General features: G+C 59.1%; 18 protein-coding genes. 4 read left to right on the top strand and 14 right to left on the bottom strand.

The features are described from left to right. The first annotated feature begins 147 nt into the window (after positions 1–147). Entirely contained in the window at positions 148–708 is a 561-nt protein-coding gene (locus ACT7DK_RS07940) for a hypothetical protein (RefSeq protein WP_445398004.1), read from the top strand. Between the two features lie 34 nt (positions 709–742). Here the strand turns inward: ACT7DK_RS07940 and ACT7DK_RS07935 are convergent, their stop codons facing one another. The 4 genes from ACT7DK_RS07935 to guaB form a co-directional block, all read right to left on the bottom strand. After that, entirely contained in the window at positions 743–2131 is a 1389-nt protein-coding gene (locus ACT7DK_RS07935; protein WP_445398002.1) for a nucleotide-binding domain-containing protein, read from the bottom strand. 135 nt (positions 2132–2266) lie between these two features. After that, positions 2267–3454 carry a tyrosine-type recombinase/integrase gene (locus ACT7DK_RS07930; protein ID WP_445398000.1) on the bottom strand — a complete coding sequence of 396 codons (1188 nt, stop codon included), beginning with the start codon at positions 3452–3454 and terminating at the stop codon, positions 2267–2269. A gap of 307 nt (positions 3455–3761) precedes the next feature. After that, complete coding sequence (guaA, locus tag ACT7DK_RS07925; protein ID WP_445397998.1) at positions 3762–5339, bottom strand: glutamine-hydrolyzing GMP synthase; 1578 nt, start codon at positions 5337–5339, stop codon at positions 3762–3764. A 90-nt stretch (positions 5340–5429) separates the two neighbouring features. Further along, positions 5430–6893 (bottom strand): IMP dehydrogenase, encoded by a 1464-nt coding sequence (gene guaB, locus ACT7DK_RS07920; protein WP_445397996.1) that lies wholly within the window; start codon positions 6891–6893, stop codon positions 5430–5432. Positions 6894–7050: 157 nt separating this feature from the next. Between guaB and xseA the strand changes: the two genes are divergently transcribed. After that, positions 7051–8397, top strand: a complete 1347-nt coding sequence (gene xseA / locus ACT7DK_RS07915; RefSeq protein ID WP_445397994.1) for an exodeoxyribonuclease VII large subunit — start codon at positions 7051–7053, stop codon at positions 8395–8397. A 220-nt stretch (positions 8398–8617) separates the two neighbouring features. Here xseA and ACT7DK_RS07910 read toward each other — a convergent pair whose 3' ends face one another. Next, positions 8618–10285, bottom strand: coding sequence for a methyl-accepting chemotaxis protein (locus tag ACT7DK_RS07910; RefSeq protein ID WP_445397992.1), 1668 nt, complete (start codon positions 10283–10285; stop codon positions 8618–8620). Between the two features lie 229 nt (positions 10286–10514). Between ACT7DK_RS07910 and ACT7DK_RS07905 the strand changes: the two genes are divergently transcribed. Then, positions 10515–10985, top strand: coding sequence for an aminoacyl-tRNA deacylase (locus ACT7DK_RS07905; protein WP_445397990.1), 471 nt, complete (start codon positions 10515–10517; stop codon positions 10983–10985). Between the two features lie 109 nt (positions 10986–11094). On the opposite strand, the gene sucD is transcribed toward ACT7DK_RS07905, so the two are convergent. The 8 genes from sucD to sdhC form a co-directional block, all read right to left on the bottom strand. Then, on the bottom strand, positions 11095–11967 hold the full coding sequence (sucD, locus tag ACT7DK_RS07900; RefSeq protein ID WP_445397988.1) for a succinate--CoA ligase subunit alpha: 873 nt from the start codon (positions 11965–11967) through the stop codon (positions 11095–11097). 4 nt (positions 11968–11971) lie between these two features. Beyond that, positions 11972–13138, bottom strand: coding sequence for an ADP-forming succinate--CoA ligase subunit beta (gene sucC, locus ACT7DK_RS07895; protein ID WP_445397986.1), 1167 nt, complete (start codon positions 13136–13138; stop codon positions 11972–11974). 80 nt (positions 13139–13218) lie between these two features. Continuing rightward, positions 13219–14418 carry a 2-oxoglutarate dehydrogenase complex dihydrolipoyllysine-residue succinyltransferase gene (gene odhB / locus ACT7DK_RS07890; RefSeq protein WP_445397984.1) on the bottom strand — a complete coding sequence of 400 codons (1200 nt, stop codon included), beginning with the start codon at positions 14416–14418 and terminating at the stop codon, positions 13219–13221. Between the two features lie 18 nt (positions 14419–14436). Next, positions 14437–17250 (bottom strand): 2-oxoglutarate dehydrogenase E1 component, encoded by a 2814-nt coding sequence (sucA, locus tag ACT7DK_RS07885; RefSeq protein ID WP_445397982.1) that lies wholly within the window; start codon positions 17248–17250, stop codon positions 14437–14439. A gap of 95 nt (positions 17251–17345) precedes the next feature. Next, positions 17346–18062: a succinate dehydrogenase iron-sulfur subunit gene (locus ACT7DK_RS07880; RefSeq protein WP_445397980.1), complete on the bottom strand. Its 717-nt coding sequence runs from the start codon at positions 18060–18062 to the stop codon at positions 17346–17348. Between the two features lie 14 nt (positions 18063–18076). Continuing rightward, positions 18077–19843 carry a succinate dehydrogenase flavoprotein subunit gene (gene sdhA / locus ACT7DK_RS07875; protein WP_445397978.1) on the bottom strand — a complete coding sequence of 589 codons (1767 nt, stop codon included), beginning with the start codon at positions 19841–19843 and terminating at the stop codon, positions 18077–18079. Between the two features lies 1 nt (position 19844). After that, positions 19845–20189, bottom strand: coding sequence for a succinate dehydrogenase, hydrophobic membrane anchor protein (sdhD, locus tag ACT7DK_RS07870; protein ID WP_375057999.1), 345 nt, complete (start codon positions 20187–20189; stop codon positions 19845–19847). Further along, positions 20183–20572, bottom strand: coding sequence for a succinate dehydrogenase cytochrome b556 subunit (gene sdhC / locus ACT7DK_RS07865; RefSeq protein WP_232513298.1), 390 nt, complete (start codon positions 20570–20572; stop codon positions 20183–20185). Before sdhC ends, sdhD begins: the two co-directional genes overlap by 7 nt. Before the next feature lie 409 nt (positions 20573–20981). On the opposite strand from sdhC, the gene ACT7DK_RS07860 reads away from it, so the two are divergent. Next, complete coding sequence (locus ACT7DK_RS07860) at positions 20982–22268, top strand: citrate synthase (RefSeq protein WP_445397975.1); 1287 nt, start codon at positions 20982–20984, stop codon at positions 22266–22268. A gap of 62 nt (positions 22269–22330) precedes the next feature. Here ACT7DK_RS07860 and ACT7DK_RS07855 read toward each other — a convergent pair whose 3' ends face one another. After that, complete coding sequence (locus ACT7DK_RS07855) at positions 22331–22870, bottom strand: Hsp20/alpha crystallin family protein (RefSeq protein WP_445397973.1); 540 nt, start codon at positions 22868–22870, stop codon at positions 22331–22333. Between the last annotated feature and the right edge of the window lie 12 nt (positions 22871–22882).

The raw sequence follows: 22882 nt of genomic DNA, 5'->3' as shown, positions 1-22882 counted from the left end.
CGAATGGGGGCCGAGGGGTTGATTGTTTGGAGTGACGGGGTTTAGCTGAAATCGCGCTTGGAATATCGAGTAGATGACCTGTAAAATTGCGTATCAGTGAAAGGATTTTTTTAGTTTCTCTCATCACTATATCTAAGGAGTGTTTACATGAAGCAAGAAACGCAGATTTTGCTTGAATCGCTAAGGCGAACGGATAGCTTTATACTATCTGCTGATCAAAAAGCATCATTTTGCTTAGCTGCTGGAATCACATTTATAGGAATATACTCGACCCTTTTTTATAGTGTAATAAATGATGAAAAAACAGTGATTCCAACCACATTAATATGTGCAATAATAGGATTAACATTAGTACCATGGATCATGTTTTTTAATTCCATTAGAAATGTTTTCTCTCCCAACCTAGAGCCATCAGAATCAAAATCCATTATCTCTTTTGCATCAATCAAGAATGGATTCTCAAGTCTAGATGATTTCAAGAGTCACTATAACAGCTTGAATGGAAAAGATTTCCATTCAATTATCGAAATCGACATTTTAGAAAATCACTGGATTTGCTCAGGCATTTGTATGGCAAAAATGGGTAATTTCAAAAAAGGGTTATATTGGTTGTGGATATCTCTCACGTCATCCATATTCGGCTTGGCCATTCTAGTTTTCTTTAGCGAGCATTCAGCATTTGTTAACATCTTAAATGTATGCAAATAGAAAATAGACAGGGGGCACGCCCCTGCTAGTCAAATCAAACAATAAAAACACCTATGATGTTCTTGTAAATAATGAATTCCGGCTGAGACTGAGGGTATAAGATCATCTCCATTGTGTGAAGCCCTCTATATGCTGTTGCCTCAGGAATTTCTTTTAAAATTGAATTTTGGTATTGATTGGAACTGTGTTCTATATTTATAGTTTGATAGGAACTTCCCTTATCACCTTTGTTTTCAGCTTCCTTCCCATGGTTTGTTTTTGTTAACTTTGCCTTCAAAGGACCATAGTAACTGAGCTTACCTGGATTTAGTATTTCTATCTTAAACTTCAACTTCACATCTTTCTTGAGGAATGAAGATACTGATATGTATTCTTCCCAAGTTTGACTATCATCTGACAGATAATAACATTTGAATCTTATATCATCATGAGGGACTAAATTAATTCCACCAATGCCATTACTTTTCAAGTTAACTGGAATTGGTAGTAACTCTTGATAACTATCCATCTTGAGTAAGCGGCATCGACGGTTTAATTTCTCACCTTCATCATTGCTCATGTTTGGTAAGATATAACGTTCTTTGAACGTTTCACCGTTTTTTTCTATAACTTTTATCTCTGAATAAAAGTCTGGGAAATCAATGTGGTCTAGTATTCCTTGTCCGATCATAGCTGTATTGGTTTTAGCTTGGGATTGAGCCTTGGAAGCTAAATCTACAGGTAGACCAAGGGCTGTGACTTCAGAGGCTTCGCCATATCCATAGTTAGCCCAAATAACCTCTTTATCATGACCAAAGTCCAACCCTATTCTAATGCCAAGATTAACATCTTTTCCAAGTATACGATCTAACTCTGGAAAAACTGATTCTGTCAATACAAGTTTTAGTGAAGACGCAGCATTCAATGCATTCGCTATAGCATCTTCTGAAGAAGTATTTTTATCTCCAAAAAATGCCATAACCGCATCACCCATAAGTCTATGAGGATAGCCATCTAGAGCTCTGATGACATCCACACAGGCTTGAAGAATACGATTTTTTACCAAGTACGCTTCTTCTAAAGGTATTAGCAAAGAAAGCCTTGAACTTCGTTTTATATCAACGAACATCGTCACAATATGATGGTGCTCTATATCACCACTATATTTCAAGTAAGCAAAATCTGGATGAGGACCAACTTTGCAATCATTTAGGCCAGGCTTTTTGAACCAAGCCCGCAAGACATTTTGATAAGTATATTCTTTCGGAGCCTTTAGGGCTCTTATCGACTCAACAGCTACGCCTAATGAACCTTTTTTAACCTCCACTGATTCATACATCTGATCCATTGCTTTAGCATTAACAATAGAACCTTTTTTTAATGAGAAGTTATTTTCAATGTCTGAGAAAAAGGATCTCGTAACAATCTCTAAACTTTTATCCACTTATGCTCTCACTTAAATAACATTGGATGATTTTGTATTATAATTTCAACAACCTACGACATCTTACAACTTTAAAAATCAAATTAGAATTATTTTATAATTTGACATTAAGTACTGATGGTAGTTAGTCGAATTTTATACCATCCACTCATCAATCATATCAGCCCAGTCCTGCAGCATGGCAGTACGCTGTTCACGGTACTCGGCTTTGTTGTATACGGCCCTTACGCCCTTTTGCTCATGGGCCAGGCATTTCTCAATCCAGTCGGTATTGTAACCGGCTTCGTGCAGCAGGGTGCTGGCGGTGCGGCGCAGATCGTGGGGGCCGAACTTGGCCAAGAGCTGCCCTTCTTTCTGAGCCAGCTTATAGGTCAGGTCCAGCACGCGGTTCAGGGTGGCGCTGCTCATGGGCAAGTCGGAGTCATAGCGGGACGGCAGAACGTAGTCCGAACCTCCCGAGAAGGTCTTCAGGGCAATAAGAATGTCCAGGGCCTGGCGGGACAGGAACACCAGATGGGGATTTCGCCGCTTCATCCGCTCTTTGGGAATGGTCCACAGCGCTTCGCTGAAGTTAATTTCACTCCAAGTGGCATTGGTCAGCTCGCTTTTGCGTACCATGGTCAGCAGCAACAGCTTTACCGCAGCCCGAATGGACGGTGAGGTACCAATCCGCTCAATGTACTGATACATGAGCCTGATCTCTTCCGGTGACAGGGTGCGGTCCCGGGGTTCAAACCTGGCAATGCTGGAAGGCCTTACCGAATCGGCCGGATTCTCGACCTTCTGCCCCCGCTCAATCGCCCAGCGGTATACCTGGAGCACAATGTCACGGGTGTGAACGGCGGTGGCCGGTGCGCCCCGCTCTACGATGGCGTCGGTCAGTGCCCGCAGGTCTTCATGGGTTATCTCGGTAAGCTTCTGATTGCCGAATTTCTTTTCCAGCTCTCTGGCATACACGGAGCGGCGCATATCACGGGTGGAGTCCGCCATCTGATAGCCTCGCAGCCACTTCTCCGCCCAAACACCAAAGGTTTCCGCGTCTTTCACTCGGGCCTTTTTCCGGGCTTTCTCCTTGGCTGGTGATTTGCCATCGGCCACCATGCGCTTGGCTTCATGCAGCTGCTCCCGGGCTTCTGCCAGGGTAATACCACCTACGCCGTAGCGGCCAAAGGTGATCGTCTCCTGGCGGCCATGGATGGAGTAGTTGTAACGGAATGAGACGGTGCCGGCCGGCGTCACGGCCATATAGAGGCCATCCCGGTCGTTTACCTTGTAGAGCTTGTCTCTGGGCTTGAGGTGGCGCAGCTTGGTATCGGTCAGCATGAGTCTGGTCCTTAGTCGATGTTGATACCATGCTGAAAAAGCCCTATGAATTGGCTCTTTATTGCTTTAAAAACAGTGCTTTATTGAAATTTGATACCATGTAATCATAAGGCAAGGCAGCATGGTATTGGCTCTCACTTATGGCATCGCTCACTGATAATACCAAGTTCGATACCACGCTCAAGTCGTGCTTCCCGCTGCCAAATGTTGCCAGACAGTGCAGGCTATAAAAACAAAAAAGCCCATGTAAACATGGGCTTAAATGTCATTTCATGCCGGTTGCTGCCAGCTGTTACCTAACGAGTGATTATTCCCACTCGATGGTGGCGGGCGGCTTGCCGGAGATGTCGTACACCACGCGGGAGATGCCGTCGACTTCGTTGATGATCCGGTTGGACACATGCCCCAGGAAGTCGTAGGGCAGGTGCGCCCAGTGGGCGGTCATAAAGTCGATGGTCTCCACCGCACGCAGGGATACCACCCAGTCGTACTTGCGGCCGTCGCCCATGACGCCCACGGAGCGGACCGGCATGAACACGGTGAAGGCCTGGCTGACCTTGTGGTACAGGTCGTGCTTGTGCAGCTCCTCGATGAAGATGGCGTCGGCACGGCGCAGCAGGTCGCAGTATTCCTTCTTCACTTCACCCAGCACCCGCACGCCCAGGCCCGGGCCCGGGAAGGGGTGGCGATACAGCATGTTGTAGGGCAGACCCAGCTCCAGACCGACCTTGCGCACTTCGTCCTTGAACAGCTCGCGCAGCGGTTCGACCAGACCCATCTTCATGTCTTCCGGCAGGCCGCCCACGTTGTGGTGGGACTTGATCACGTGCGCCTTGCCGGTGGCGGAGGCGGCGGATTCGATCACGTCCGGATAGATGGTGCCCTGGGCCAGCCAGCGGGCATTTTTCAGCTTCCTGGACTCTTCGTCGAACACTTCAACGAACACGCGGCCGATGATCTTGCGCTTGGCTTCCGGATCGTTCTCACCCGCCAGGGCGGACAGGAAGCGCTCTTCGGCGTCGGCCTTGATGATGTTCAGGCCGAAGTGGTCGCCGAACATTTCCATCACCTGCTCGCCTTCGTTCAGGCGCAGCAGGCCGTTGTCCACGAACACACAGGTCAGCTTGTCGCCGATGGCACGGTGTACCAGCATGGCCACCACCGAGGAGTCCACACCGCCGGACAGGCCCAGGATCACCTCATCGTCGCCCACCTGCTCTTTGATGCGAGCCACGGCGTCCTCGATGATGGAGGCCGGAGTCCACAGCGCCTCGCAGCCACAGATGCCGCGCACGAAGTGCTCCAGCATGCGCGCACCCTGGCGGGTGTGGGTCACCTCGGGGTGGAACTGCACGCCGTAGAAACGGCGCTCTTCGTCGGCCATGGCGGCGAAGGGGCAGTTGCCGGTCTGGGCCACCTTGGTGAAGCCTTCGGGCAGGGCCACCACCTTGTCGCCGTGGCTCATCCACACGTCCAGCAGGGCGTTGCCCTCGGCATCCACCGCGTCCTCGATATTGGCGAACAGGGCGCACTCGGCCACCCGCTGCACCTGGGCGTAGCCGAACTCCCGCTCGCTGGAGCCGGCCACGGCGCCGCCCAGTTGCTCGGCCATGGTCTGCATGCCGTAGCAGATGCCGAACACCGGCACCCCGGCGTTGAACACATACTCCGGCGCCCGCGGGCTGTTCGCCTCGGTGACGGACTCGGGCCCCCCGGACAAGATGATACCGTTCGGATTGAAGTCGCGGATCTGAGCTTCGGTCACGTCCCAGGCCCACAGTTCGCAGTACACCCCGAGCTCCCGCACGCGGCGGGCGATCAACTGGGTGTATTGGGAGCCGAAGTCCAGGATCAGGATCCGGTTATCATGAATATTCTTGGTCATCGCTTTCCTACTAGTTTCAAGGGCCGCCTGTGGGGGGCCAGACGACAATAGAAAAACGGGGGATTACTCCCCCGTTTGTTGCTTTCGGGTTCAGCCCAGCCGGTAGTTGGGGGCTTCCTTGGTAATGGTCACATCGTGGACATGGGATTCCTGGATGCCGGCGCCGGATATCTTAACAAATTCCGCCTTGGTGCGCAGGTCGTCGATGGTGGCGCTGCCGGTCAGGCCCATGGCGCTGCGCAGGCCGCCCATCTGCTGATGGATGATTTCCTTGAGCTTGCCCTTGTAGGGCACCCGGCCTTCGATGCCTTCCGGCACCAGCTTGTCGGCGGCGTTGTCGGTCTGGAAGTAGCGGTCGCTGGAGCCCTTGGTCATGGCGCCGAGCGAGCCCATGCCGCGGTAGGACTTGAAGGAACGGCCCTGGAACAGCTCGATCTCGCCGGGCGATTCCTCGGTGCCGGCGAACATGGAGCCCATCATCACGCAGTGGGCGCCGGCGGCCAGGGCCTTGGCGATATCGCCGGAGAAACGGATGCCGCCGTCGGCGATCACCGGTATGCCCAGATCCTTCAGGGCCGCCACCGCGTTGCCCACGGCGGTGATCTGGGGCACGCCGCAACCGGTCACGATACGGGTGGTACAGATGGAGCCGGGACCGATGCCCACCTTGACCGCACTGGCACCGGCCTCGGCCAGGGCGAGCGCACCGGCGGCGGTGGCCACGTTGCCGCCGATGATCGGCAGGTTCGGATAGGCCTTGCGGGTTTCACGGATACGTTCCAGCACCCCTTCGGAATGGCCGTGGGAAGAGTCGATCAGCAGCACGTCCAGGCCGGCGGCCACCAGGGCGGCGATGCGTTCTTCGTTGCCCGGTGCGGCACCCACGGCCGCACCGACCCGCAGCCGGCCCTGGTCGTCCTTGCAGGCGTTGGGCTTGCTCTCGGCCTTCTGGAAGTCCTTGGCGCTGATCATGCCGGTCAGCTGGCCGTTGGCGGCCACCACCAGCACCTTCTCGATGCGATGCTCCTGCATCAGGGCCTCAACCTGCTCCCGGGCCGCGCCCACCGGCACCGTTACCAGCCGCTCCTTGCCGGTCATGGCCTCGTGCACCTTCTTGCTCATGTCCTGTACGAAACGGACATCCCGCCCGGTGATGATGCCGACCAGTTCCCCCTCGGCCGTCACTACCGGATAACCGGCGAATCCGTTCTGGCGGGTGAGCTCCCGCACATCGGCGATGGTCATGTCCGGGCGGACGGTGACCGGATCGGACACCACGCCGCTCTCGAACTTCTTGACCTTGCGCACCTGGGCCGCCTGCTGCTCGATCGACATGTTCTTGTGAATAAAGCCGATGCCCCCTTCCTGGGCCAGGGCGATGGCCAGATCGGCCTCGGTCACCGTGTCCATGGCGGCGGAAACGATTGGAATGTTAAGATTGATTTCCCGGGTCAGGCGGGTGCGGAGATCGGCCGTGTTGGGCAACACGGTGGAATGGGCAGGGACCAGCAGTACATCATCAAAGGTCAGGGCGTCTTGGGCAATCCTAAGCATCGCAATATTCACCATAGGTTGGGGGAAAAATATTGCCGACAAATTGTAGGCATCCGTCCCCCTCCGGTAAAGCGATTTTTGTTATTTTGGCAAATTAAGCGCAAAATATCGGGCAAAGCGGTTTATTTTTATGTAAAAATACTACTCAGGGGCCATTTTGCATCAGGAAAAGTTAACGGACATCTATACGGTCAGCCGCCTCAACCGCCAGGCCCGCTTGCTGCTGGAAGGCGAAATGGGCGCCGTCTGGCTGACCGGGGAAATTTCCAACCTGTCCATGCCGGGATCCGGCCACTGGTACTTTTCGCTCAAGGACAGCCAGTCCCAGCTGCGCTGCGCCATGTTCCGCGGCAACAACCGCAGCGTGGCCTTCCGCCCCAGGGAGGGCGATCAGGTGCTGATTTTCGGCAAGGTCACCCTGTACGAACCCAGGGGTGATTACCAGCTGGTGGCCCAGACCATGGCGCCCGCCGGCGAGGGCCTGCTCAAGCAGCAGTTCGAAGCGCTCAAGCAGCGGCTCGGCGCCGAGGGCCTGTTCGACGCCGGCCGCAAACGGCCCCTCCCCGCCCATCCGGCCCGCATCGGTGTCATCAGCTCGGCCACGGGCGCGGCCCTGCACGACATCCTGACCGTGCTGGCGCGGCGGGCCCCCCAGCTGCGGGTGGTTCTCTACCCCAGCCAGGTGCAGGGCGAGGCGGCGGTGCCGCAACTGCTGTCGGCCCTGGCAGCCGCCAACCGCCGGGCAGAAACGGATCTGCTGATCCTGGCCCGGGGCGGCGGCTCGCTGGAAGATCTCTGGTGCTTCAACGACGAGCGGCTGGTGCGGGCCATCGCCGCCTCGGCCCTGCCGGTGGTCAGCGCGGTCGGCCACGAGGTCGACATCACCCTGAGCGATCTGGTGGCCGACCTGCGTGCCCCTACCCCGTCTGCCGCCGCCGAACTGATCAGCCACGACGGCCAGGCCCAGGCTCAGCAATGGCTGCAGTGGGGCCAGCGGCTGGCCTCGGCCCAGCGCCGTTACCTGCAGGGCCAGCGTCAGCGCCTGCAGCAGCTGGAACTGCGCCTCGGCCGCCAGCATCCCGAACGCCGCCTGCAGCAGCAGGCCCAGGGCCTGGATCTGCTGCAACTGCGCCTGCTGCGGGCATGGCAGCGCCGGCTGGAACGGGCCGGGCAGCGCCTAGACGCGCTCAGGCTGCGGTTGCAGCATCAGCATCCGGAGCGCCGCCTGCAGGCCGGGCGCGATCGGCTGCTCCGGCTTGAGCAACGACTCGGTGCCCTGTGCCGCAGCCGCCTCGAGCAAGACAAGCACCGGCTGGCGCTGGCCGCCTCCCGGCTCGAGGCCATGAGCCCCCTGGCCACCCTCTCCCGGGGCTACAGCATCACCCTGAGCCGGGGCCAGGTGGTGACGGACGCCAGCCGGCTTGCGCCCGGGGACGAGCTGCGCACCCGCCTGGCCCGGGGCGAAGTGCTGAGCCGGGTGCTGGAAGTAAAAGGGGACGCCTGAGCATCCCCTTCAGCTTGATGGCAAAGTCCATCATCCGCTTTTTCGCCAGATATTTCCCTTTATCACCGCTGTTGAACTGCCGTCATCTCCGTCTTTCCCTCTGGTCATCTCCGCGAAGGCGGAGAACCATGACATATTGCACTGGACTCCCGCCTTCGCAGGAGTGACGACAGAGAACTACGAGGGGTTGTCAGCAGACGCCTCATCGTCCCCTTCCGTCTCAGATGGCCGCCACCGGCGCTCCTGCCGGCACGGGCTCGTCACCGTCCTCACCCCGTCCCTGCAGCCGGTAGTGCGCAATCATCTGCTCCAGCACCCTGCACTCTTCCACCAGTTGCAGGCTGGCACCGGCAGCGGCTTCGGCCTGGGACAGGGTTTCGCCGGAGGAGTCCCGCACCCGGGTAATGTTGCGGCTCACTTCCGAACACACCGCGCTTTGCTCGTCCGCCGAGGCCGATACCTGGGCGTTGAGTTCGTTAATACGCGCCACCTGCTCAATAATGGCCTGCAACGAGCTCATGGCGTCCTGGGTGCGGGCCACGCTGTCGATGGCCTGCCCTTCAGCCATCTCGATGGCCTGTACCGCATCCTTGGCTTCATTCTGTAATAAGCGGATCATGCCGGTGATTTCCTCGGCCGACTGCTGGGTGCGCAGTGCCAGGGTACGCACTTCGTCGGCCACCACCGCAAAGCCCCTCCCCGAGGCGCCGGCCCGTGCCGCCTCAATGGCGGCATTGAGCGCCAGCAGGTTGGTCTGCTCGGCAATCCCCTTGATCATGTCGAGCACCTTGTCGACCTGGTCACAGCGGCCGTCAAGCTCGCGGATCACCCGATCAATGCGTCCAATCTCGCCATTCAGGGTCTGGATCCCCTCTACCGCCACCCGAGCCTGATCGCTGGCCGTCAGGGCAAAGGCATGACTCTGCTCCGAGGTTTCGGCGGTCAGTCGGGCGTTTTCCCGCACTTCCCGGGCCGAGGCTTCCATTTCATTGATGGCGGTGGCAATCAGGGCGGTTTCATTATCCTGAGCCCTGGCCGAGATATCGGTCTGCTGAGACGTCTGCTGAATGTCTCCGGCCGCGGTATAAATATTACCGGTAACACGGCGTACCTCGGTCAGGCTGTGCTGAAAACTGCCCAGCAGGCCGTTGATGGCGCCGACCAGGCCGCCCAGTTCGTCCTTACCGAGCGGCACCAGCCGGGTAGACAGATCCCGCTCGGCCGCCACTTGCTGCAATCGGTGGCTGATGTTCAGGATCGGTCGTTTGAGATAGTGATTCTGTACCAGCCAGAGCACCGCAAAGGCCACCAGGAATACGCCAATCAGCATGGCGGCCAGGCGCAGGTTATTGCTCTTTATCTGGCCAAAGGTATCGCTCAGATCGTAACTGATGCGCACCGCCCCCATGACGGTGCCTTCCGGCACCTGGTGGCACTGCAAACAGGCGGTACCACGATATTCCCGATAGGCCTTGAACGGCTTGATCAGGGTCAGGTTGGGAATGTCGTCTTCCAGGTGCAGTTCGAGTACGGTTTCGCCCTGTTCAATGGCACGCCGGTCAAGATCGTCCTGAATACCCTGATCGGGGGCCCCGGGGCCAAACAGTTTGGTCACGGCGGGAGCCCGGATCACCCGCGCCTGCTCGATGCCCTTTTCTTCCTGGATCTTGGTTTGTACCAGGCCGCGCTGGTGAATGGCGCCGTTCACCATCAGCACATTGAGCTGATCCATATAGAGGTTGGCGGTGGTTTCGATCTTCTCCTCCGCCAGGTGCAGGGCCAGGCCGCGTTGCAGCTGGGTCGACACGGCAAAGCACAGCACGAATACCAGCACGAAAATCACCAGCAGCGGCAGGAAAATCTTCCAGTTCAATGAGAGGTTACGCATTCCTTAGGGCTCTCGTTCGGGTCCGAAAAAGTCATTCTAAGGTAATTGGCCGGTTAAAAAATGGTAATCCCATCCGCGCTTGATCTGGATCAAGGCTTCAAATGAGGCATTACAGAGTCAAGTTTTGTGCGGAGGTCTATACTGGTTATGCAGCAAAGAAAGGCGCGGCCGGCTACGGCTTGGCCTTCGGGAGGTAGCTATGGGTATGTCACTCAGATTGAAAGAGTACTTGGACCGACATCATATTCCCTACGACATGGTGCACCATGCCTATTCGGAAGGAGCGGCACAGAGTGCCATCGCCGGTCACGTTCCCCTCGCCCAGATGGCCAAGGCGGTGATCCTGGAGCGGGACGACGGCAAGTCGATCATGGCGGTGATCCCCGCCGCCGACAAGGTGGATTTGCAGCGCCTGAACTATCTGGTACACGGTGAAGTCCAGCTGGCACCGGAACGCACCCTGGAGCAGTGGTTCAACGACTGCGATCCGGGCGCCATCCCGGCTCTGGGCGATCCTTACGCCATCGACACCCTGGTCGACGACGCCCTGCTCGGCATGGCGGATGTCTACCTGGAAAGCGGCGACCACCGGGATCTGATCCACATGAAGGGAGACGATTTCCGCCGCCTGGCCAGCCACTGGCAGCACGGCCAGTTCAGCATGAGGCCGGATCCCTGGAGCAGGACGGAACGCATGTAACTAAAGCTAGAAGCTGGAAGCTGGAAGCTAGAGCCAGCCGCATAAAAAAAGGAGCCTGCAACGGCTCCTTTTCTCTTCCAGCTTTTAGCTTCAAGCTTCCGGCTTTGTGTTACCAGCCGGTCACTTCACGCAGTGCCTTGCCGATCTCGGCCAGGGAACGCACGGTCTTGACACCGGCGTCCTGCAGGGCGGCGAACTTCTCGTCGGCAGTGCCCTTGCCGCCCGAGATGATGGCGCCGGCATGGCCCATGCGCTTGCCGGGAGGCGCGGTCACACCGGCGATGTAGGACACCACCGGCTTGGTCACGTTGGCCTTGATGAAGGCGGCGGCTTCTTCCTCGGCGGTGCCGCCGATTTCACCGATCATCACGATGGCCTCGGTCTCCGGATCTTCCTGGAACAGCTTCAGGATGTCGATAAAGTTGGAGCCGGGGATGGGGTCACCGCCGATGCCCACACAGGTGGACTGGCCGAACCCTTCGTCGGTGGTCTGCTTGACCGCTTCGTAGGTCAGGGTGCCGGAGCGGGACACGATGCCGACCTTGCCCTTCTTGTGGATGTGGCCGGGCATGATGCCGATCTTGCATTCGTCCGGAGTGATCACGCCCGGGCAGTTGGGGCCGATCATGCGCACGCCGGCTTCGTCCAGCTTGACTTTCACGTCCAGCATGTCGAGGGTCGGGATGCCTTCGGTGATGGTGACGATGAACTTGATGCCGGCGTCGATGGCTTCCAGGATGGCGTCCTTGCAGAAGGGAGCCGGAACATAGATCACGGTGGCGGTGGCGCCGGTGGCTTCGACCGCTTCACGCACGGTGTTGAACACCGGCAGGCCGAGGTGGGTGGTGCCGCCCTTGCCCGGAGACACGCCGCCGACCATCTGGGTACCGTAGGCGATCGCCTGCTCGGAGTGGAAAGTCCCCTGGCCACCGGTAAAACCCTGACAGATAACCTTGGTGTCTTTGTTGATCAGAATGCTCATTCTCTTATTTCCCCTGTGCGGCGTTGACGACCTGAACGGCAGCGTCGGTCAGGCTGGTGGCGGCGATGATGTTGAGGCCGGATTCGGCCAGCTTCTTGGCACCCAGATCGGCGTTGTTGCCTTCCAGACGCACCACCACCGGGACCTTGACGCCCACTTCCTTCACCGCACCGATGATGCCTTCGGCGATCATGTCGCAACGGACGATGCCGCCGAAGATGTTCACCAGCACCGCTTGTACATTGCTGTCGGAGAGAATGATCTTGAACGCCTCGGTCACCCGCTCCTTGGTGGCGCCACCGCCCACGTCCAGGAAGTTGGCCGGCTTGCCGCCGTGCAGGTTGACGATGTCCATGGTACCCATGGCCAGGCCGGCGCCGTTGACCATGCAGCCGATGTTGCCGTCGAGGGCCACGTAGTTCAGTTCCCATTTGGCGGCGTGGGCTTCACGGGCGTCGTCCTGGGACGGATCGTGCATTTCACGCAGCTTGGGCTGACGGAACAGGGCGTTGGAGTCGATGTTGATCTTGCCGTCCAGGCAGTGCAGGTTGCCGGCGGTGGTGATCACCAGGGGGTTGATCTCGAGCAGGGCGAAATCGTAGTCCAGGAACATCTGGCCCAGGCCCAGGAAGATCTTGGTGAACTGCTTGATCTGGTCGCCTTGCAGGCCCAGTTTGAACGCCAGTTCACGGCCCTGGTAGGGCTGCGGGCCCACCAGCGGATCGATGGCGGCCTTGTGGATCAGTTCGGGGGTCTCTTCGGCGACTTTCTCGATTTCCACGCCGCCTTCGGTAGAGGCCATGAACACCACGCGACGGGTGCCACGGTCGACCACGGCGCCCAGGTACAGCTCCTTGTCGATGTCGGTGCAGGACTCGACCAGGATCTTGGCCACCGGCTGGCCCTTGGCGTCGGTCTGGTAGGTCACCAGGTTCTTGCCCAGCCAGTTTTCGGCGAACTCACGGATTTCTTCCTTGGTCTTGGCCAGCTTGACGCCGCCCGCCTTGCCACGGCCACCGGCGTGGACCTGGCACTTCACCACCCACATGTCGCCGCCGATTTTGCTGGCAGCCTCTACCGCTTCTTGCGGGTTGTCACATGCGTAGCCTTCAGATACGGGCAGACCGTATTCGGCAAACAGCTGTTTTGCCTGATATTCATGCAAATTCATGTTGCGTTTTCCGTTGTTGTGTTTGGGTTCAGGGCATACAAACGGGTCGGGCCGCAACCCGACCTCTTGTTATTATCGACTCAGACGTCCAGCAGCAGACGGGTCGGGTCTTCCAGCAGCTCCTTCACGGACACCAGGTAACCCACGGACTCGCGGCCGTCGATCAGGCGGTGGTCGTAGGACAGCGCCAGGTACATCATCGGCTGGATTTCCACCTTGCCGTTCACCGCCATCGGGCGCTCCTGGATCTTGTGCATACCCAGGATGGCGCTCTGCGGCGGGTTGATGATGGGGGTAGACATCAGGGAGCCGAACACGCCACCGTTGGTGATGGTGAAGTTGCCGCCGGTCATGTCGTCCACGGTCAGCTTGCCGTCACGACCCTTGATGGCCAGATCCTTGATGCTCTTCTCGATGTCGGCCAGGCTCAGGCGATCGCAGTCGCGCAGTACCGGGGTCACCAGGCCACGGGGGGTGGACACGGCGATGCTGACATCGAAGTAGTTGTGGTAGACGATATCGTCACCGTCGATGGAGGCGTTCACCTCGGGGTAGCGCTTGAGCGACTCCACCACCGCCTTCACGTAGAAGGACATGAAGCCCAGACGAATGCCGTGGCGCTTCTCGAACACCTCCTGATACTGCTTGCGCAGGCTCATGATGGGGCCCATGTTGACCTCGTTGAAGGTGGTCAGCATGGCGGTGGTGTTCTTGGCTTCGAGCAGACGCTCGGCCACGCGCTTGCGCAGGCGGGTCATGGGCACGCGCTTCTCGGTGCGCTCGCCCAGCGGGATGACCGGGGCCTTGACCTCGGCGGCCGGCGCGGCAGGCTTGTTGCCGCCCTTGATGAAGGCTTCCACGTCTTCCTTGGTGATGCGGCCACCCTTGCCGGAGCCGGCCAGCTTGGCCACGTCGATGTTGTGCTCGGCCACCAGGCGGCGCACCGCCGGGCTCAGGGCCTCGTCGGCATCGGCCTTGACTTCTTCCTTGGCTTCGCCGTTGGCGGCGGCCGGCTTGTCCTTGGTCTCTTCACCGGCCACGGCGCCCTGCTTGAGCTTGCCGATCACCTGCTGCCCCAGTACGGTGGCGCCGTCACCTTCGAGGATGGCTTCCAGTATCCCGGCTTCGGGGGCTGGAACTTCCAGCACCACCTTGTCGGTTTCGATGTCGACGATCACTTCGTCACGCTCAACCCGGTCACCCGGCTGTTTGTGCCAGGTGGCGATGGTGGCGTCGGCGACAGATTCTGGTAGGTCGGGAACCTTGATTTCGATGGTCATCAATATGTCCTTTGTGCGTTATGCTTCAGTCAACGTCAGTGCGTCTTCGACCAACGCTTTTTGTTGTTGTAAGTGAACAGAGGTGTAACCCACGGCCGGGGACGCAGAAGCGGCACGACCGGCATAACGCAGGTTGGCACCCGCCGGGATGGCAGCCCAGAAATGGTGCTGGCTGCAATACCAGGCCCCTTGGTTTTGCGGCTCTTCCTGACACCAGACGAAGTCTTTCACGTGCTGGTAGTCGGCAAGAATCGCGGCAACCTCTTCCTGAGGGAACGGATACAATTGCTCGATCCGGATAATGGCCACATCCGTTTGTTCATTCTTGCGGCGGGCTTCCAGCAGATCGTAATAGACCTTGCCGGAGCACAGGACAACCCGCTTGACGCCTTTCGGATCCAGGGCATCGATCTCGCCGATGGCATTCTGGAAGGTTCCACTGGCCAGGGTGTCCAGCTCGGACACCGCCAGCGGATGACGCAGCAGCGACTTGGGCGTCATCACCACCAGCGGGCGGCGCATGGGACGCAGCACCTGACGACGCAGCATATGGAACACCTGGGCCGGGGTGGTCGGCACGCACACCTGCATGTTGTGCTCGGCGCACAGCTGCAGGTAGCGCTCCAGACGGGCGCTGGAGTGCTCGGGGCCCTGGCCTTCGTAGCCGTGGGGCAGCAGCAGGGTCAGGCCGCACATCCGCCCCCACTTCTGCTCGCCGGAACTCAGGAACTGGTCGATCACCACCTGGGCACCGTTGGCGAAGTCACCGAACTGGGCTTCCCAGATGGTCAGGCCTTCCGGCTCGGCGGTGGCATAGCCGTATTCGAATGCCATCACCGCCTCTTCGCTCAGCACCGAGTCATAGACCTGGAACTGGCCCTGGTTGCCGGACAGGTGGCACAGCGGGGTATAGGTGCTGGCGTCGTTCTGGTTGTGCAGCACCGCATGGCGGTGGAAGAAGGTGCCGCGGCCGGAATCCTGGCCGGTGAGGCGAACTTCATAGCCGCTGTCGCACAGGGTGGCGTAAGCCAGCACTTCGGCAAAGCCCCAGTCCGCCAGCTTTTCGCCCTTGGCCATCAGCCGACGGTCATCATAGATCTTGCCGACCTGGCGCTGCAGGGTGTGGGTCTCGGGGTAGCTGGTCACCCGCTCGGCCAGATCCTTCAGCTTGTCCAGCGGATAGGTGGAGTCGTAAGGCATGTCCCACTCGTGGCCCAGGTAGGGAGACCAGTCGACGGAATGCTTCTCCATCGGGCGCCATTCCTTGACCACGCACTCGCCATGGTCCAGGGCATCCCGGTACTCGTTGATCATCGAGGTGGCGTCTTCGGTAGAGACGGTGCTCTCCTCGATCAGCCGGTCCGCGTAGATCTTGCGCGGGGTCGGGTGCTTCTTGATCTTCTGGTACATCAGCGGCTGGGTCGCGCTCGGCTCGTCCGCCTCGTTGTGGCCGTGACGGCGGTAGCACACCAGATCGATCACCACATCACGGCCGAACTCGTTGCGGAAGTCCAGGGCCAGCTGGGTCACCTGCACCACGGCTTCCGGATCGTCGGCATTGACGTGGAAGATGGGCGCCTGCACCATCTTGGCGATGTCGGTACAGTACTCGGTGGAGCGGGTATCGCGCGGGTTGGAGGTGGTGAAACCCACCTGGTTGTTGATCACGATGCGGACGGTGCCACCCACGCCATAGCCGCGGGTCAGCGACATGTTGAAGGTTTCCGCCACCACGCCCTGGCCGGCGAAGGCCGAGTCGCCGTGGATGGTGATCGGCAGCACCTGGCGGCCGTCCGGGTTGTCGAGCCGGTCCATGCGTGCGCGCACCGAGCCGATAACCACGGGGTTGACAATTTCCAGGTGCGAGGGGTTGAAGGCCAGCGCCAGATGCACCACGCCGCCGGGCGTTTCGAAGTCGGAGCTGAAGCCCATGTGATACTTGACGTCACCGGAGCTCTGGGTCTCGTACTTGCCGGCAAAGGCGTCGAACAGGTCTTGCGGGCGCTTGCCCAGCACATTGACCAGCATGTTCAGGCGGCCCCGGTGGGCCATGCCGATCACCACTTCCCGGCCACCCTTCTCGCCGAAGCGACGGATCAGCTCCTTGGTCATGGGGATCAGGGCGTCGCCACCTTCCAGGGAGAAGCGCTTGGCACCGGGGAACTTGGCGCCCAGGTATTTCTCCAGACCCTCGGCGGCGGTCAGGCTGTCGAGGAAGCGCAGCTTGTCTTCCTGGGTGTAACGGGGGGCACCGACCACCGGCTCGAGGCGGCTCTGGATCCAGCGTTTTTCTTCGGTGCTGGTGATGTGCATGTATTCCGCACCCACGGAGCCGCAGTAGGTCTTCTTCAGGGCGGCCACCAGATCCTTCAGCTTCATGGTTTCCTTGCCGATGGCATAGGAGCCCACGTTGAAGGTCGCCTCGAGGTCTGCGCCGGTCAGGTTGTGGAAGGCCGGATCCAGCTCCGCCACGGTTTCCCGTTTCCACAGCCCGAGCGGGTCCAGGTTCGCGTTCTGATGGCCCCGGAAACGGTAGGCGTTGATCAGCTGCAGAACTTTGACTTGCTTGGCGTCAGTATGGGGGTCACTGACTGGGGTGGCATAACGGGAGGTGTCTTTGGCGAGGCGGCGAAAATAATCTCTTACTTGCGAGTGGGGTTGGTCCTGAACGTTGCCGTCTTGCGCCGGCAGGCCGTCGAAAACGGACCTCCATTGGTCGGGAACGGCTTCAGGATCGGCAAGATAGGCCTCGTACAGGTCTTCTACATAGGTCGCATTGGCACCGGCCAGGTGAGAAGATTCCAGCCAGGCTTGCATTACGCCATTGTGCATCTTTATCCCTTTGTAACTTCTCGACAGGGCTACTGTCGTTCTGGTCGTCGAGTCAAAGCCGCCCTCGCGGGCGGCGGATTATCAGTTTGGGACTATTACACGGCCCGTTTCAACAGCATGGACTTGATATGACCGATGGCCTTGGTGGGGTTAAGGCCTTTGGGACACACGTTCACACAGTTCATGATGCCGTGGCAGCGGAACACGCTGAAGGCGTCATCCAGGTTGGACAGGCGATCATCGGTGGCGGTGTCGCGGCTGTCGGCCAGCCAGCGATAGGCGGCCAGCAGGCCGGCCGGACCGATGAACTTGTCCGGGTTCCACCAGAAGGACGGACAAGAGGTGGAGCAGCAGGCGCACAGAATGCACTCGTACAGCCCGTCCAGCTTGGCACGTTCTTCCGGCGACTGCAGGCGCTCGCGGGCGGGCGGCTGCTTGTCTTCGGCGATGAGGAAAGGCTTGACCTTCTCCCACTGGGTGTAGAACTGGCTCATATCGACCACCAGGTCGCGCACCACCGGCAGGCCGGGCAGCGGGCGGATCACCACCTTGTTGCCCTTGGCCAGCAGATCGGACAGCGGGGTAATACAGGCCAGGCCGTTCTTGCCGTTCATGTTCAGGCCGTCGGAGCCGCACACGCCTTCACGGCAGGAGCGACGGAAGGCCAGGCCAGGATCCTGCTCCTTCAGCAGCAGCAGGGCATCCAGCACCATCATGTCGGAGCCCTGGGGGACATCCAGCTGATAGTCCTTCATGTGCGGTGCGGAATCGGTTTCCGGGTTGTAGCGGTAAACAGAAATGGTAATTTGCATGTTATCCCCTCCCCTCAGTAAGTCCGCGCCTTCGGCGGGAATGCGTCACGGGTCTTCGGCGACATATTCACGGAGCGTTTGGTCATGGACTCGGTTTCCGGGCTGTACAGCGAATGACACAGCCAGTTCTCATCGTCACGCTCCGGATAATCGAAGCGGGAATGAGCACCACGGCTTTCGGTACGGAAGTTCGCGGCCACGGCGGTGGCGTAGGCGGTTTCCATCAGGTTGTCCAGCTCCAGGCACTCGATACGCTGAGTGTTGAAGTCGCGACTGGTGTCGTCCAGACGGGCGGACTTCAGACGCTCGCGGATCACCTTGAGCTCGGCCAGGCCTTCGGCCATGGCATCGCCTTCCCGGAATACGGAGAAGTTGTTCTGCATGCAGCGCTGCAGGTCTTTCCTGATCTGTACCGGATCCTCACCGCTGCGGGTGTTTTCCCAACGGTGGTAACGGGCCAGGGAGGCGTCGAGGTCGGACTCGGACGCACCACGCACCTCACCCAGTTCGTTCAGGGCTTCGGTCAGGTGACGACCCACGGCACGACCGAACACCACCAGGTCGAGCAGGGAGTTGCCGCCCAGGCGGTTGGCACCGTGCACCGACACGCAGGCGATCTCGCCCACGGCGAACAGGCCCTTCACCGGCACGTCGTTGCCGTTGGCATCCTGTTTCAGGGCCTGGCCGTGCACGTTGGTGGGGATACCGCCCATCATGTAGTGACAGGTGGGGATAACGGGGATCGGCTCTTTCACCGGGTCCACGTGGGCGAAGGTGCGGGACAGCTCGCAGATGCCGGGCAGGCGGCTTTCCAGCACTTCCTTGCCCAGGTGATCCAGCTTCAGCTTGATGTGCGGACCCCAGGGGCCGTCGCAGCCGCGGCCTTCGCGGATCTCGATCATCATGGAGCGGGCCACCACGTCGCGACCGGCCAGGTCCTTGGCGTTGGGGGCATAACGCTCCATGAAGCGCTCGCCGTCCTTGTTCAGCAGGTAACCGCCCTCGCCCCGGCAACCTTCGGTCACCAGCACCCCGGCGCCGGCGATGCCGGTGGGGTGGAACTGCCACATTTCCATGTCCTGTACCGGCACGCCGGCGCGCAGCGCCATGCCGACACCGTCGCCGGTGTTGATATGGGCGTTGGTGGTGGACTGGAAAATACGACCGGCGCCGCCGGTGGCCAGTATGGTCGCCTTGGCCTTGAAGTAGACCACCTCACCGGTTTCGATATCGATGGCGGTACAGCCGACCACGTCACCGTCCTGGTTCTTCACCAGATCCAGGGCATACCACTCGGAGAACACCGTGGTCTGATGCTTGACGTTCTGCTGGTAGAGGGTGTGCAGCAGGGCGTGACCGGTGCGGTCGGAGGCCGCCGCGGTGCGTGCCGCCTGTTCGCCGCCGAAGGCCTTGGACTGGCCGCCGAAGGGACGCTGGTACACCTTGCCGTTATCGAAACGGGAGAAGGGCAGACCCATTTTTTCCAGCTCGAGGATGGCCTCGGGGCCGGTCTGACACATGAACTCGATGGCGTCCTGGTCACCGATGTAGTCGGAGCCCTTGACGGTGTCGTACATGTGCCATTCCCAGTTGTCGTCGTGGGCATTGCCCAGCGCCACCGTGATGCCGCCCTGGGCGGACACGGTATGGGAACGGGTCGGGAATACCTTGGACAGGAGCGCGCAGCTCTTGCCGGATTCCGCTATTTGTAAGGCGGCGCGCATGCCGGCGCCGCCGGCGCCGATTACCACGGCGTCGAATTCGCGAATTGCAATAGTCACCTTATACACCCCACAGAACAACGATACCGGTCAGCAGATACACCAGCAGCAACACCACCACCCCGAACTGGGCCAGGCCGCGCCACAGCGCCGGCTTGACATAGTCGGACAGCACCTGCCAGGCGCCGATCCAGCCGTGCATCAGCACGCTGAACAAGGCCAGCAAGGTAAACACCTTGGTGAAGGTCTTGTCGAAAAAGCCGGTCCAGACCTCGTAGGTGATGTCGTTGAAGGCGATAAAGCCCACCAGATAGATGGTGTATAAGGTCAAAATGATGGCCGTGGCACGGATCAGCATGAAATCATGCACGCCGCTGCGGCCAAAGGTTGCAGAATTGGTTACCATACCAGTACCCCCGCCAGCAGTGACAATACAATTGTCACACCGAACGCCACTTTGGCGCTCAGCGCACCCGACTCCAGCTCCTCACAGTAGCCCAGATCCATAATCAGGTGGCGAATGCCGCCCACGATATGGTAGGCCAGTGCAGTCAGCACACCCCAGAGGATGAACCCGACGAAGAAACCGTCGAGAATATCCACAACCGCCCGGAACCCGGCCTCGGAAGAGAGCGAGTAACTGAGCAGCCACAGCAGGATGGCGAGTGCAAACAGCGTGATGACACCGGAAACCCGGTGGAGGATGGATGCGATGGCGGTGACAGGTTGGCGAATAGTCCGTAGGTCGAGGTTTACAGGTCTCTGTTTTTTAGTCACGGTCTTGCCCACTAGCTCCATTGAGCACGTTAGTTATTGTTTTAACAGGTGTTGCCCGGGTATACGAAAATGAGGTCATGACAAAAAATGCACATCAGGAACCCCTCGCCTTACTACCGCTCGGGACCCCCTGGCCTGCATCTGCGACATGGCCACAACTGCATCTTATACCCTCGGCGGCCAGTATAAGGAGGGGGGGGAGCAATTACAATGAAGGCCCTGAAACAATTGCCAAATATGTAAACTCGATCGCACAACGGGGTTAACGGGCTGTGCGGCACGCCGACGAAAATTGACATTCGCCCTCGCTTCTGTCTTCAATATGGCCGCACCATGGGAGGTGAAAGCGATTAAAAAATCGTTTAATCTGCGTAAATATTCTTACCCGTGGATCTATTATAAAAGCAAAAGGAGACGTGCTATGGCTGACCAAAAGGCCACACTGCATCTGCCCGGCAAGGAACCCATCGAGCTTCCGATCGCGTCAGGCACTGCTGGTTACGATGTGATCGATATCAGTTCCCTGGGCTCACACGGTTATTTCACCTTCGACCCCGGTTTTATGGCTACCGCTTCCTGTCGGTCCGAAATCACCTACATCGACGGTGACCAGGGCATACTGTTGCACCGTGGCTACCCGATCGACCAGCTGGCACAAAACGCCAACTACCTTGAAGTCTGCTACATGCTGCTGTACGGCGAGGCCCCTACCGCCAAGCAGTACGAAAAGTTCCACCACAACATCATGCGTCACACCATGGTGCACGAGCAGCTGTCGTCCTTCTTCAAGGGCTATCGCCGCGATGCCCACCCCATGGCCATCGTCTGCGGCGTGATCGCCGGCCTGTCCGCCTTCTACCACGATCCCATGGACATCAACAATCCTCAACATCGTGAAATCGCGGCCCACCGTCTGGTCGCCAAGATGCCGACCATCGCCGCCATGGCCTACAAGTACTCCATCGGCCAGCCCTTCGTGTATCCGCGCAATGACCTGAGCTATGCGGGCAACTTCCTGCATATGATGTTCGCCGTGCCCTGCGAGGAGTACAAGGTCAACCCCATCGTCGAGCGCGCCATCGACCGCATCTTCACCCTGCATGCGGATCACGAGCAGAACGCCTCCACCTCCACGGTGCGCCTGGCCGGCTCCAGCGGTGCCAACCCCTTCGCCTGTATCGCCGCCGGTATCGCCTCCCTGTGGGGACCGGCCCACGGTGGCGCCAACGAGGCCTGCCTGATGATGCTGGAAGAGATCGGCTCCGTGGATCGCATTCCCGAATACATCGAGAAGGCCAAGGACAAGGACGATCCCTTCCGCCTGATGGGCTTCGGTCACCGGGTGTACAAGAACTTCGATCCGCGCGCCACCGTGATGCGCGACACCTGCCACGAAGTGCTGGACGACCTCAAGATCCAGGATCCGCTGCTGGACGTGGCCATGGAGCTGGAGCGTATCGCGCTGTCCGACCCCTACTTCGTCGAGCGCAAGCTGTATCCGAACGTGGACTTCTACTCCGGTATCATCCTGAAGGCCATCGGTATCCCGACCTCCATGTTTACCGTGATCTTCGCCCTGGCCCGTACCGTGGGCTGGATGTCCCACTGGAACGAGATGATCTCCGATCCCAAGCAGAAGATCGGCCGTCCGCGCCAGCTGTACACCGGCGCGCCCCAGCGGGATTTCAAGTCCCAGGTCGAAAAGTAAGCAGCCTTTCGGGCAAGACAAAGGCCGGCATCACGCCGGCCTTTTTGTTATGAGTGCCGCCCCTAGGCCGAGGGACCGATATCGATCTGCTTGGCCTTGCTTTCGCTGTGCGGCTGGCGGGGAACGCTGACCTTCAGCACCCCGTCCTTGAACTCGGCCTTGATATCGCCGGCCCTGGCATCGTCCGGCAGGGTGAGCAAGCGCTGGAAGTGACCGTAGCTGCGCTCCACCCGGTGCAGCTTGTCGGTTTTCTCTTCGTGTTCGTATTTCTTCTCGCCCCGGATGGTCAGCCGGTTCCCTTCCAGGGTGAGGCTGATGTCCTCTTTCTTGACGCCGGGGATCTCCATGCTGATCAAGTAGTTGCCTTCCCGTTCGCTGATGTCCAGGCTGGGTTTGAGCTGGCTGAAGCTGGGCCAGTCTTCCAGGGACGGGGCACCGAAACGGCGCAGGCTGCGCTCGAACAGCCGGTCCATGTCCTGCTGCAGCCGGAGCATGGGGTGGACGTCCTGCTCCTTGTCCACCATGGGCATGGCCTCGTCCTGCTCGTGGCGGAACCAGTTCCAGGGCGCCAGTCTGGACGGGGACAGATCTTTCAGTGCCATGATAACCACCTC

The organism is Zobellella sp. An-6, assembly GCF_052487945.1.
The sequence above is the reverse complement of the archived record's forward strand: the minus strand, read 5'-3'. Positions and strand labels throughout refer to the sequence as shown.

What these genes read in the sequence shown, in the direction of transcription:
- ACT7DK_RS07940 (WP_445398004.1), top strand. Translation starts at nt 148, where the DNA reads ATGAAGCAAGAAACGCAGATTTTGCTTGAATCGCTAAGGCGAACGGAT.
- ACT7DK_RS07930 (WP_445398000.1), bottom strand. Translation starts at nt 3,454, where the DNA reads ATGCTGACCGATACCAAGCTGCGCCACCTCAAGCCCAGAGACAAGCTC.
- guaA (WP_445397998.1), bottom strand. Translation starts at nt 5,339, where the DNA reads ATGACCAAGAATATTCATGATAACCGGATCCTGATCCTGGACTTCGGC.
- guaB (WP_445397996.1), bottom strand. Translation starts at nt 6,893, where the DNA reads ATGCTTAGGATTGCCCAAGACGCCCTGACCTTTGATGATGTACTGCTG.
- ACT7DK_RS07910 (WP_445397992.1), bottom strand. Translation starts at nt 10,285, where the DNA reads ATGCGTAACCTCTCATTGAACTGGAAGATTTTCCTGCCGCTGCTGGTG.
- sucD (WP_445397988.1), bottom strand. Translation starts at nt 11,967, where the DNA reads ATGAGCATTCTGATCAACAAAGACACCAAGGTTATCTGTCAGGGTTTT.
- sucC (WP_445397986.1), bottom strand. Translation starts at nt 13,138, where the DNA reads ATGAATTTGCATGAATATCAGGCAAAACAGCTGTTTGCCGAATACGGT.
- odhB (WP_445397984.1), bottom strand. Translation starts at nt 14,418, where the DNA reads ATGACCATCGAAATCAAGGTTCCCGACCTACCAGAATCTGTCGCCGAC.
- sucA (WP_445397982.1), bottom strand. Translation starts at nt 17,250, where the DNA reads ATGCACAATGGCGTAATGCAAGCCTGGCTGGAATCTTCTCACCTGGCC.
- ACT7DK_RS07880 (WP_445397980.1), bottom strand. Translation starts at nt 18,062, where the DNA reads ATGCAAATTACCATTTCTGTTTACCGCTACAACCCGGAAACCGATTCC.
- sdhD (WP_375057999.1), bottom strand. Translation starts at nt 20,189, where the DNA reads ATGGTAACCAATTCTGCAACCTTTGGCCGCAGCGGCGTGCATGATTTC.
- ACT7DK_RS07860 (WP_445397975.1), top strand. Translation starts at nt 20,982, where the DNA reads ATGGCTGACCAAAAGGCCACACTGCATCTGCCCGGCAAGGAACCCATC.
- ACT7DK_RS07855 (WP_445397973.1), bottom strand. Translation starts at nt 22,870, where the DNA reads ATGGCACTGAAAGATCTGTCCCCGTCCAGACTGGCGCCCTGGAACTGG.